This is a genomic window from Thermobrachium celere DSM 8682, from assembly GCF_000430995.1.
Lineage (GTDB): Bacteria > Bacillota > Clostridia > Clostridiales > Caloramatoraceae > Thermobrachium > Thermobrachium celere.
In genome coordinates, this window is record NZ_HF952018.1 from 337,877 (window position 1) to 350,513 (window position 12,637).

A 12,637-nucleotide genomic window follows, 5' to 3' on the forward strand; every position below is an offset into this window, starting at 1 on the left:
TATCGATACAATACAAAAGTGTTATATTTGAAATATTAATACACTTTAAACTTAATTTTGTCAATAAAAAATTCTGCCTTATTTAGGCAGATCTATGTTAGCTTTAAACTTAAATCAAGTGATTTGTATGAATGAGTTATATAGCCTGTTGATATAAAATCTATACCAGTTTTGGCAATTTCGTTTATGTTTTCTAAAGTAACATTACCAGATACTTCGATTAGGGCTCTTTTATTGATAATAGATACAGCTTTTCTTATATTTTCTACATCCATATTATCAAGCATTATAATATCAACATTACATTCTAAGCATTCTTTAACCATGTCTAGTGTTTCAGCCTCTACCTCTATTTTTTTTATGTTTCCATATTTTAATCTAACCATTTCTACAGCTTTTTTTATTGAACCTGCAGCTTTAATATGGTTATCCTTTATTAAAATGCCATCGGATAGATTAAATCTGTGATTTAGTGCACCCCCAATATTAGTGGAATATTTTTCAAGTATCCTTAGGGTTGGTGTTGTTTTTCTCGTATCTAATAGCTTAACTTTTGTTCCTTCTAGCTTTTCTACAAACTGTCTTGTGGTTGTTGCAATTCCACTCATTCTCTGAATAAAGTTTAAAGCAGTTCGTTCTCCAATCAATATATTTTTGGTACTTCCATAGAGAGAGCAAACAGTATCTCCACTTTTAACATGAGTTCCATCTTCTAGGTGTATTGTACACTCTACATCACCTAATATTTCAAAAACTCTTTTAAACACAAAAGTTCCTGCAATAACCCCATTTTGTTTTGCTATGAGTTTTGCATTGGACTTCATTTCTTTATCGATGATAGCTTCAGTTGTTAAATCTAAATAGTTTATATCTTCACTCAATGCTTTTTTTATAAGCTCATCTACTTCAAATAAGTTCATCATTTATATCACTCCTATGTTTTCTTAAAGTATTTCTAAAAAGATTTTTGTTTTCAAGAATAATTTCATCAATATTTTTGTCAACTTTTAAAACTTCAATTTTTTGACTTGAAATATTTTTGTTTATATAATCTGAACACCTTTTTCCAAATACAAGTCCTTCCAGTAGTGAATTGCTAGCAAGTCTATTATTACCATGGAGTCCTGTGCAGCTTACCTCACCAACAGCAAATAGATTATCCATAGATGTTCTTGAAAATTCATCAACTTCAATTCCACCCATATAATAGTGTTGAGCTGGACGCACAGGTATTGGATCTTTAGTTATGTCTATACCATATTCTAAACATGTGTTGTAGATAAGTGGAAACCTGTTTCTGATGTAGTTTTTATCAAGATGAGATATATCTAAATAAACAAATTTGCAGTTTTTTTCTTTTAACTCATTCCATATTTTATTTGCAACCTTATCCCTTGGTAGAAGTTCATTTACAAACCTTTGACCATAAATATTTTTTAGAATTGCCCCTTCACCTCTTAAACTTTCTGAAATTAAAAACATCCTTTCTGATGTTTTATTATAGAGTGCAGTAGGGTGAAATTGTATATATTCAATATCTTTAAGCTTAATACCATATCTTAAAGAAATAGAAAGTGCATCACCTGTTAAAATTCTTGCATTAGTAGAATTTTTAAAAAGTCCTCCTATTCCTCCTGTTGCAAGAACAGTGTATTTTGAATATATGTCAATTAATTTATTATTTTTTATAAATGTTCCTCCTAGGCATTTATTCTCCTTTACAATTAAATCCACTAGGGTAGAGTTTTTTAATATTTTAATGTTTTTCCTGCTTTTTAACTTTGTAATTAATGTATCAATAACATGTTTACCTGTATAATCCTTATGATGAAGTATCCTGTTTTTGCTATGGCCACCTTCTTTTGTATAGAGAAGTTGTCCATTTAAAGAATCAAATTTAACTTCAAAATTTATGAGAGTATCTATAACATCTCTAGATTCTTTAGCAACCATATATACAATACTAGGGTTATTTTTAAAATTTCCAGCATGTAGTGTATCCTTAACAAAGTCTTCAATATCATTTACATCATAGGCTGTTGATATTCCACCCTGTGCAAGATATGAATTAGAATCTGTTAGAGTTGACTTTGTAACAATAGTAATATTTAAATTTTCACTAAGATTTAAAGCAGTAAAAAGGCCAGCTATACCAGTTCCAACAATTAAAACATCTGAAATTAGTTTCATAATATCACCCTGCAAGTTCAATCATTTTGTTTAATGATTTAAGTGCTAAATTTGATATTTCTTGTTTAACATTAATTGAATGTTTCTTATGAAGTAGAGAGTTATAGATGTCCTCAAGAGTAGTTTTTTTCATATCTATACAAGTTGCAGGAGCACCTGGTACATAAAAATTTTTGTCTGGATTAGTTTGCTTAAGTGTATGAATTACTCCATCTTCTGTTGCGATTAAATAGTTTTTGAATTTTGTTCTATTTGCAAAGTCTATTATTTCTTTTGTACTTCCTAAAAAGTCTGCAATTTCTCTAACCTCTCTGTTACATTCAGGGTGGGCAAGAACAATAAGATTATCTATTTTTTCCTTCAAACTTAAAATATGTTTTGCTTGAATCTTTTGATGTACAGGACAAAATCCATTCCAAATTATAAATTTTTTATTAGGAAATTTGTTTTTTATATATTCGCCTAAATTTCTATCAGGTAGGAAAAAAATTTTATCATTTTCAATTTTACTAAGTATTTTTTCAGCATTTGAAGAAGCTACAACAACATCACACATTGCCTTAACTTCAGCATTGGTGTTTATATAACAAACAAACGTATAATCTGAATATTTTTCTTTATATTCCTTTAGAGTGTTCAAATCAACCATGTTTGCAAGAGGGCAGGCAGCATCCAAAACTGGTAGTAATATTTCTTTTTGAGGAGATAATATTTTAGCACTCTCTGCCATGAAGTATACGCCTGCAAATACTACTGTTTCGTTTTGACATTTTTGAACCACTTGACTTAAATAAAAGGAGTCTCCAACATAGTCAGCTATATCTAAAACCTCAGCCCTTTGGTAGTTGTGAGCAACAATTACAGCTTCTAATTCTCTTTTTAGTTTTAATATTTTATCCTTCAATATCTACACCTCACTTTACACCTGTCTTTACATATATCATATATCATAAATTTTTAATTTTCAATTAGTTTAAAAAGGAAAATAAAAAAGCTGTGAAGGATAGATCCTTTCACAGCTTATAGGTGCCTGTTATGTCACTATTCAAAAATAAATAAGGAAAGAGCACATAACAGTCTACCTTACACCAACCTAGATAGCTTATTACCCAACTGCAATCTTTCGACTGCAATAGAGCAGTTCACCACCTAAGCTGATGGTTCGTTCGACCATAAAGGATATCTACCTAGCTATATACAACCTCTCGGCTGTATATAACCAAAAATCACTTGGGCCCAAAGGTGAAATCCCAATACCCTCTATAGTCTTAGCTCGACCCTTTAGGATAGATTGGAACCATATTATAATCAAATTAAAAGTTCGACTATAATATAGCTTTTCTCAACCCTAAAGAATCTTCCCTCCGACTATATATAAGCCCAAATAAGTGGACCTATATATAATCTTTGGTCGACCCATATACACCCCTGCCAAGGAGCATATATAGATCTTAGCTCAACTGTTATATACCCTCACCTTACACTATTATTTTTACCCATAGGTATATTATTATGCATATAAAAATAAAATTTTTTTCTTGCTTTTTTTGAAAAATACACATAATATTAATATATTAAACTAAACAAAAGGTGGTATTTTATGACAACAGTAAAATTTAATGAACTAAATTTATCAAAGGAAATACTTAAAGCTATTGCAAAGCTTGGGTATGAAGAGGCAACACCTATTCAAAGTGAGGCAATACCAGTAATATTAGAGGGACATGATGTTATAGGTCAAGCTCAGACAGGTACAGGAAAAACAGCAGCTTTTTCGATACCTGTTATTGAAAGGATAGATACATCTAAAAAAACAATACAGGCACTAATTTTATGTCCAACTAGAGAACTAGCAATACAGGTAAGTGAGGAGATAAAAAAGCTATCTCAATACAAAAAAGGTGTAGTAGCATTGCCTGTTTATGGTGGTCAGGCAATTGAAAGGCAGATACAGTCCTTAAATAAAGGTGTAAACATAATAATTGGTACTCCTGGTAGAGTAATTGACCATATAAACAGAGGTACAATTAAATTAGACAACTTAAAAATGATTGTGCTTGATGAAGCAGATGAAATGCTAAATATGGGATTTATTGAGGATATTGAATTTATTTTAAGTGGTGCACCAAAGGAAAGGCAAACACTTCTTTTTTCAGCAACAATGCCAAAGCCAATTTTAGAGCTTACACAAAAGTATCAAAAAAATCCTAAAATGATTAAAATAGTTCAAAAGGAACTTACAGTTCCAACAATTGAACAGATATATATAGAGGTAAGAGAAGCAGATAAGATAGAAGTTTTATCAAGGCTTTTAGATATACATAATCCAAAGCTTTCTCTGGTATTTTGCAATACAAAGAAGAAGGTTGATGAGGTTGCATTAGGCCTACAGGCAAGGGGTTACCTTGCAGATGCACTTCATGGGGATTTAAAGCAGATACAGAGAGATAAGGTAATGCAGAAGTTTAGAAGTGGTTTGATAGAAATATTGGTTGCAACTGATGTTGCAGCAAGAGGAATAGATGTTGAAAATGTTGAGATGGTCTTCAACTATGATGTTCCACAGGATATTGAAAACTATGTACACAGAATAGGAAGAACAGGTAGAGCAGGCAGAGAAGGAAAGGCATATACCTTCATATCAGGTAAGGAGATTTATAAACTAAAGGACATACAAAAATACACAAAAACTAAGATTAAAATGGGTAAAATCCCAACAATAAATGATGTTGAAGAAAGAAAGATAGCAATGCTAATAGACAACATAAAAGAGGTTATAAACGAAGGTGGGTTAGAAAAATATACAAATATAATAGAGAGAATAATAGGAGATGAATATACTTCCCTAGACATTGCATCAGCTCTTTTAAAGATGACAATGAAGCTTGAAGAGAAATATGATGAAGAGATACAGGAGTTAGATCAAGAACAGGAAATGACAAGGCTATTTATTAATGTAGGTAAAAATCAAAAGATATCACCAAGAGATATAGTTGGTGCTATTGCAGATAAAGTTAAGATACCTGGAGATTTGATTGGAAGTATAGATATATATGATAAATTCTCCTTTGTTGAAGTTCCAAGGGAATATGCAAAGGAAGTAATGAGGATTATGAATGAAAATACCATAAAGGGTAAAAAAGTAAATATTGAAATAGCAAAGAAAAAATAAAAAATTTACTTGCAATTGCTATGAATATGTGTTATAGTTATAGAGTACCTGAAAGACAGTTCAACATTCTCCTGGTATAACCTTGGAAATGTTGTTCGTGGTCTTAAGGAGAGAAAGGTTATATTTTAGGAGGAATGTTGAAATGGCAGACAAGAATTTAACATGTGTAGACTGTGGAAAGGAATTCATCTTCACAGAAGGAGAACAAAAATTCTACGCTGAAAAGGGATTTGAAAACGAACCAAAGAGATGCCCAGAGTGTAGAAAGGCTAGAAAGCAACAAAAGAGAAACTTCAATAGATAAGAAGTTTAAAGCAGCGAAAAGCTGCTTTTTTTTATATCTACCAAAAAATCTTCTCCCTTGGAGAAGATTTTTTTCTACATATATTGACAAATTTCGAATGTGTGCTATCATTTAATTAGAAGGATAATAATTATTATATAGTAAAAATTCCAACAATCCCCCAACACCATTAAATCCTCCCATAAATAGGCTGCTATGCAGCCTATTTATTTTTGAATAAAAAATTTAATTGTTATAAAATTTTAAATAAAAAGAAGGATTTGATAAGCGGGTGTAGAAAAGAATATATATAGTTTAAATAAAATAAATGTTCAAAAATTATCAAAATTACAGTATAATAAAAGTTAGTATACGACAATTTAATAAATGTGCTACACTTCTTTTACTAGGGGGAGTTACGTTGAAGCCTTTTATAGTGCTAATGTTTGTACTAATAGTTTTGGCATTAATGGTAGTTGCTAATCTGTACGTAAGACTTAAGGAAAAATACGAAAGGGAGGTAAATTTAAACAATCTTTTAATTGAAATTTCAAAGGAATTTTCAGTTTATAAGGATGTTTACAAACTCTACAAAAAGATACTTGTAGACACCTTAAAAATTATAGAAGAAGGTGATGCAGGAAGTATACTCATATATAACAGAGAAAAGGATCATATGGAATATGTTGCAGCAATAGGTTATGACATTGACGAACTTAAGAAGATAAATTTAAAAAAGGAAGAGCTTTATCTTTATAAGTTAAACAGGCTAAATTCAGCAGATATAATAAAAAATCCTAGAGCCTTTGATAGTGAGTATATTGACAATGAAAAGTACAACATGCTTATGGAGATGGAGGCATTAAATATAAAATCTGTTTTGAGTGCACCAATATATGTAGATGGAGAATTTTATGGAATAATCAATATTGATAACAACAGCAATGTAGATGCCTTCAGTGAAAAGGACATTGAATTAATTGATTTTTTAGTAAAGCAAATGGAAATAGCAATTAAAAATGCTCATCTGCTTGATGAGTTAAAACATACTTTAAGAACGGATGATTTAACAGGTGTATATAACAGAAGGTATTTTGAAGAGTTATTAGAAAAGGAAATAAGAAGAGCCCAAAGATATGGAAACAGGTTTAGTTTGGTTTTAATAGATTTAGACAATTTTAAACCTATAAATGATACATTTGGACATAAAAAAGGAGATAAGGTTCTAAAGCATTTTGCAAATATATTAAAGTGCAATTTAAGGGATACCGATATTGTTGCAAGGTTAGGTGGAGATGAATTTGTTATACTTTTACATGGAGCAGATGAAAATCAAGCAGAGGGAAAGATGGGATTTATAAAAAATTGTCTGGTGGAGAACACAGTGGATGATTTGGTTATAGATTTTAGCTATGGTATCTGTGAGTATAAAGATGGATTAGATATAGATAAAATGATTACATGTGCAGATGATAAGATGTATGAACAAAAAAAGATAAAAAAGATTGAAAGATAGAGGCCATTTGGCCTCTTTTTTAATTGCTTTTTAAATAGAGGAATTTAAATAAAAAAATAGAAATTATATTTATCTGCAACAAAGTTTATGTGAGTTTCGTCTAATAGATGAAGGGAGGAAGAGGTGTGGTAAATAGGCAGGATTTAAATGCTGAAATAGAGGGGTTAATTGATAAATATGGTGATGACATATTAAGGTTATGCTTTATATATACCAAGGACTATTCACAGGCAGAGGATCTCTTTCAAGAGGTATTTATAAAGATATATAAAAATATAGACAAGTTTAGATACGATTCAGATATACATACATGGATCACAAGGATTGCAATAAATACCTGTAAGGATTATTTAAAAAGTTCATGGATTAAAAGGATAATTTTATCTTGGGATGTAGAAAAAGAAGAGAGGGAAAGTATAGAAAGTGCTGTTATAAAAGACATAGAGAAGGATTACATAATAAATGCTGTATTGGGGCTCCCAGAAAAATATAGGGTAGTGGTGTTTTTATATTACTACAAAGGATTATCAACAAAGGAGATAGCAAATCTAACAAAGGAGAAGGAGTCAACGGTAAGGAGCCGACTAATGAGGGCAAGGGATATGTTAAAAGGCAAACTTAAGGAGGGTTTATCCTATGAAGAATGATAGAGAGTTTGACTTAAGTGGTCTAGATGAGATTAAGGTTACAGAGGAACTTAAAAGAAGGACATTGTATAAGTGTAAAAATTTAAATAAAGGAGGGATTTTTATGGGTAAAAGAATGGCAGCCGCAGTAATGACTTTAGTAGTTTCAATTTTTGCATTAACCTATGTCTTTTCCTACTTAAGACAGAATAAAGAAACAAAAGAGGTTGCGTATGAACTTACGCAGGTTGAAAATAAAAAAGAGTTTATTTCAATGTTAAACAAAAAATTAAAAGAAGGAAGTGGAGGATTAAAGTTTTTTGGTGGTAGGTTAGGAGAGGAGAAGGCACAGGACTCTACTAAAACTACCTCAAGAGAGCACTCTAATACAAATGTTCAGGTTGAGGGAATAGATGAGGCAGATATTATAAAAACAGATGGGCAGTACATTTATGTAATCAACTTTGAAAGAAATGAAATAAACGTTTATACAGCAGAGGAGAAGCCTAAAAAGGTATTGAGCTTAAAGGCGGAAGAAATATTAGGCAGTAAAGAGGCAAAGGAATTTAAGGGATATAAAAGACAAATAAGTTTACAAGATATGTTTTTATACAAAAATGATGGTAAGGACTATCTAGTAGTAATGTCTAATGTAAACAGATATAAAGAAAATCCACAGCAGACTTCTTTAAAGGATAGGGTTATAGGCATAATGCCAATATACTATGGAGAAGATACAACGCTTATAAGTGTTTGTGATGTGACAGATATTCAAAAACCAAATGTAGTTAAGCAATTTGAAATTGCAGGATATAAACTATCTGCAAGATTAAAGGATGGTAAGGTTTATTTAGTAACCAATAAGGGTGTTTACTATCGCATAATGGAGTCAAATAAAAGTGATAGCCTATTACCATACTACATTGAATATGGAGAAGAGGCTATTAAAAAGGAAATAGATGTAAGTAACATTAGATATAATAAACAGGATATTCAACCAAACTATACAATCATAGCGGCAGTTGATTTAAATAAAAATACAATAAGTAATCAAGTTGTTTTAGGATACTTTGAAAATATGTATATGTCCCATGAGAGTCTATATCTTGTTAAAACTGCTGTAAACTATAAAGAAATAAAGCAGGATTCTAATAAACAAGGTGAAAGTATTGCAGTTGCAGTTTATGATGAAGAAACAGTTATATATAAATTTGATTTAGGAGAAAAGGTTGAGTATAAGAAGTTTGTAAGTGTAAAGGGAAGAATAATAAATCAATTCTCAATGGATGAGTATGAAGGATATTTTAGAATTGCAACAACAGAGAGCATAAATCAAAATAATAAATTCACAACTACAAACAATGTATATGTAATAGACAAAAATATGAATGTCGTAGGAAAGATAAATAATATAGCTCCTGATGAAAGAATATACTCAACAAGGTTTGTAGGAGATAAACTTTATATGGTAACCTTTAAACAGGTGGATCCACTATTTGTAATAGACTTAAAAAATCCAAGGGAGCCAAAAATATTAGGATTACTAAAAATCCCAGGCTATAGCACCTACCTTCACCCATACGATGAAAACACAATTATAGGTTTTGGAATGGATACAGGTGAATTTGAAGGAAGAGTTGTAAATAAGGGAATGAAGGTTGCTATATTTGATGTAACTGATTTGAACCATCCAAAGCAGAAGGATAGCATTGAAATTGGTGGAAAGGGCACCTTCTCAGAATCCCTATATAACCATAAGGCACTTGTGGAATATAAAAAATATGATCTATATGCATTTGACCTATATGAGACTAGAGATGACGATTCATATAATATTAAGTTTACAGGTATATGCTTGATGCAGATTAAAAATGATAAGCTAGATATAAAGGCAAAGATAACCCACAACAAAGTAGATTCAATAGATGCATACAGAGAACCTCTATATGGTTATAGAGCAGTGTTTGTAGATAATCTAATGTTTGTAATATCAACTAGAGCTATAAGCGTAATCAATCTTGATACTATGAAGGAAGTTTATAGTGGTAATATTTAATATTAAAAAGTATTGAAGTAAATTATAGTTTTTGTTAAAATTAAATATAGCCACGAAGGCAATTTTAACTGTTAACTTTTTAGGATAAGGTTGTTACCACGAGGGTAGCGTTTTTGACGCTACCCTTTTTTAATTACATCAATATCATTAAGGAGGGATTTTATGCATATACCAGAGAATTATTTAAGCCCATCTACTTGTACAGCCTTTTATTTGGCTATAATACCAATAATTAAAAGAACAATAGCTAAAGTAAAAGAGGAATTAGATAGAAGAAGGATGTCTCTTTTAGGTGTTGCAGCAGCCTACTCCTTTTTAATTATGATGTTTAATGTTCCACTACTTGGAGGAACAACAGGCCATGCTGTTGGAGCTGTTATAATTGCTATACTTCTTGGACCATATGCAGCCTTTATATCAGTTGCAGTTGCACTTACAATACAAGCACTATTTTTTGGAGATGGAGGTATATTATCCTTAGGTGCTAATATATTCAATATGGCCTTTGCTATGTCCTTTAGCGGATATTATGTATACAGTAGGCTAAAGTCCAAAAATGAAAACTTAGCAGTTTTTTTAGGCTCATACATAGGACTAAATATTGCAGCATTTTTAACTGCAATAGAATTTGGAATACAGCCATACCTTTTTAAAGCATCAGATGGAACTCCTCTTTACTGTCCATATGGTTTAGATGTTTCTATACCTGCAATGATGCTTTCGCATCTTTTAGTTGCAGGGGTTGTTGAGGGTGCTGTATCATTACTTATATACAAGGCTGCAAAACAAATTGATTTAGTAAAGATTTATGAGGATGATGAAAAAACAAAAGGGATGAATAAAGTATATATATTTATTGCTATATTAATAGCCTTATCACCACTTGGATTAATTGCCCAAGGAACAGCTTGGGGTGAGTGGGGATTAGATGAGATAAAAGAAATTGCAGGTTTTCTTCCAAAGGGAATGGAAAAGGGATTAAATTTTGAAGCTATTATGCCAGATTATACAGTTTCAGGAGTAAATGAAGTATTAGGATATATTATATCTGCAATTTTGGGAGTTATGATAATTATACTTTTATTTAGATTGATTGGCATATTTTCAAGGAAAGGGTTAGAGAATTAAATGGATTGGTTAAAGGAAAAGGATGAGTTTGAATTAAAAATTAGAAATGAATCCTTTATTGAAAAAACTATTTCTTCACTATTAAGTCTTGTATCAAATATAAGAAGATTAGATAGTAGGGATAGAGGTATATATAGAATACATGAGGCCTTTAAGCTGTATTTTACCCTTGTAAACATAATACTTCTATCCCTTTCCTTTAATAAGTTTTATATAATGTTAAATGCTGCATATGTAATACTGCTTATAATTCCTTTAGAAGATAAGGATGTTTTAAGGATACTAAACATATCATTAGTTGCCTTTGTTGTTTCTTCATTAATAATAGGGCCATCTTGGTTTTGGGGAAACAAAAATGCCATGTTGGTTATAGTGAAAATAACCATATCAGTCTCTTTAACGATGATTATGTCAATTACATCAAATTGGCATAATATAATTTCAGCATTTAGACTGATTAAAGTTCCTAATATTGTCCTTTTTATATTTGATTCTGCAATAAGGTTTATATACTTGTTATCAGAAAGGGCATATGCAATTCTTTGTAGTTTAAAGCTAAGGAGTGTTGGATACATTAAAAAGCCATATAGAACTTTAGCACAAATAATGTATAATTTATTTGTAACTTCTATTGATATGAGCTTTAAAATGGATGAAGCTTTAGAGTGTAGGTGCTTTAGTGGAGAGTTTAAATATAAGATATATAAAAGAATTGGAAAGTCTGAGATTTTATATAGTATAATAAACATAATTATTATTTTAGGATTTTTTATATTACGATAGAAATAATTTAAATCTAAGGTGATAAAATGATTGAAATAAAAAATTTAACTTGTAGGCTGAATGGAAATGTAGTATTAGATGATATATCCTTTAAAATAAACAAGGGTGAAAGCGTTGCTATTATTGGACCAAATGGTTCAGGTAAAACTACTTTACTTAGGGTTTTAAATGGTTTGCTTGATATTAGAAATGGAGAATATGTATTTGATGGACAAAGGATTGATGATAAATTTTTAAAGGACGCAAAGAGAAGAAAAATTTTTCATAAGAGAATAGGCTTTGTATTTCAAAACTCAGATAATCAGCTATTTTGTAAAACAGTTTTTGATGAAGTAGCCTTTTCACTTTTGCAGTTTGATATAAAATATGAAGAGGTTGAAAAAAGGGTTTTTGACTGTTTAAAGTTACTTGATATTGAACATTTAAAGGAGAGAGTTCCATATACTTTAAGTGGTGGTGAAAAGAAAAAGGTTGCAATTGCTTCAACTCTTGCTTTAAATCCAGAGGTTTTAATATTAGATGAACCTTTAAATGAAATTGATCCTAAAAGTAAAAGAAAGATAAGGGAACTATTAAAAACATTAAATGATTATGGTAAAACTATAATCTGTGCAACACATGATTTTGAATATTTTAAAGGAGTATTTAAAAGAGCAATTGTAATATCAAGTGGACACAAAATAATATATGATGGTGATTTTGAAAGCCTCATAGATAATAAGGAATTTTTAGAACAAAATGATATAATCTAGGTGCTGCTTCTTAAGGTGATTTATATAGTTTTGATGCCTTAAGAAGCAGTTTTTTATTCACAGTTTGTTAATAATTCTGTCAACTTCTCTCCTTTTTTTAGCTATAAAATGAACTTAAAATTTGATGGGAG

11 protein-coding genes are annotated in these 12,637 nt (G+C 30.5%); 8 read left to right on the top strand and 3 right to left on the bottom strand.

Features of this window, described 5'->3' with window-relative positions:
* Positions 1 to 92: 92 nt before the first annotated feature.
* Genes nadC through nadA form a run of 3 tightly spaced genes read right to left on the bottom strand, consistent with a single transcriptional unit; the run spans position 93 to position 3,097 of the window.
* Positions 93 to 920: a carboxylating nicotinate-nucleotide diphosphorylase gene (nadC, locus tag TCEL_RS02190; RefSeq protein ID WP_018660671.1), complete on the bottom strand. Its 828-nt coding sequence runs from the start codon at positions 918 to 920 to the stop codon at positions 93 to 95.
* Positions 907 to 2,190, bottom strand: coding sequence for an L-aspartate oxidase (locus TCEL_RS02195; RefSeq protein ID WP_018660672.1), 1,284 nt, complete (start codon positions 2,188 to 2,190; stop codon positions 907 to 909). The genes nadC and TCEL_RS02195 overlap by 14 nt, the downstream gene beginning before the upstream one ends.
* 4 nt (positions 2,191 to 2,194) lie before the next feature.
* Complete coding sequence (nadA, locus tag TCEL_RS02200) at positions 2,195 to 3,097, bottom strand: quinolinate synthase NadA (protein ID WP_040683715.1); 903 nt, start codon at positions 3,095 to 3,097, stop codon at positions 2,195 to 2,197.
* A gap of 693 nt (positions 3,098 to 3,790) precedes the next feature.
* Here nadA and TCEL_RS02205 point away from each other — a divergent pair.
* From TCEL_RS02205 to TCEL_RS02240, 8 genes are all read left to right on the top strand, one after another.
* Positions 3,791 to 5,362 carry a DEAD/DEAH box helicase gene (locus TCEL_RS02205; RefSeq protein ID WP_018660674.1) on the top strand — a complete coding sequence of 524 codons (1,572 nt, stop codon included), beginning with the start codon at positions 3,791 to 3,793 and terminating at the stop codon, positions 5,360 to 5,362.
* Positions 5,363 to 5,504: 142 nt separating this feature from the next.
* Positions 5,505 to 5,666 (top strand): zinc-ribbon domain-containing protein, encoded by a 162-nt coding sequence (locus TCEL_RS02210; RefSeq protein WP_018660675.1) that lies wholly within the window; start codon positions 5,505 to 5,507, stop codon positions 5,664 to 5,666.
* 400 nt (positions 5,667 to 6,066) lie between these two features.
* Positions 6,067 to 7,161, top strand: a complete 1,095-nt coding sequence (locus TCEL_RS02215) for a sensor domain-containing diguanylate cyclase (protein ID WP_018660677.1) — start codon at positions 6,067 to 6,069, stop codon at positions 7,159 to 7,161.
* Positions 7,162 to 7,286: 125 nt separating this feature from the next.
* Positions 7,287 to 7,808: a sigma-70 family RNA polymerase sigma factor gene (locus TCEL_RS02220; protein ID WP_018660678.1), complete on the top strand. Its 522-nt coding sequence runs from the start codon at positions 7,287 to 7,289 to the stop codon at positions 7,806 to 7,808.
* Positions 7,798 to 9,843, top strand: a complete 2,046-nt coding sequence (locus TCEL_RS02225; protein WP_018660681.1) for a beta-propeller domain-containing protein — start codon at positions 7,798 to 7,800, stop codon at positions 9,841 to 9,843. The genes TCEL_RS02220 and TCEL_RS02225 overlap by 11 nt, the downstream gene beginning before the upstream one ends.
* Positions 9,844 to 10,005: 162 nt before the next feature.
* The gene (gene cbiM / locus TCEL_RS02230; RefSeq protein WP_018660683.1) at positions 10,006 to 10,971 is read left to right on the top strand and encodes a cobalt transporter CbiM; all 966 of its coding nucleotides are present in this window, start codon (positions 10,006 to 10,008) and stop codon (positions 10,969 to 10,971) included.
* Positions 10,972 to 11,754: an energy-coupling factor transporter transmembrane component T gene (locus TCEL_RS02235; protein WP_018660685.1), complete on the top strand. Its 783-nt coding sequence runs from the start codon at positions 10,972 to 10,974 to the stop codon at positions 11,752 to 11,754.
* 26 nt (positions 11,755 to 11,780) lie between these two features.
* Complete coding sequence (locus TCEL_RS02240) at positions 11,781 to 12,506, top strand: energy-coupling factor ABC transporter ATP-binding protein (RefSeq protein WP_018660687.1); 726 nt, start codon at positions 11,781 to 11,783, stop codon at positions 12,504 to 12,506.
* The last annotated feature ends 131 nt before the right edge of the window (positions 12,507 to 12,637 follow it).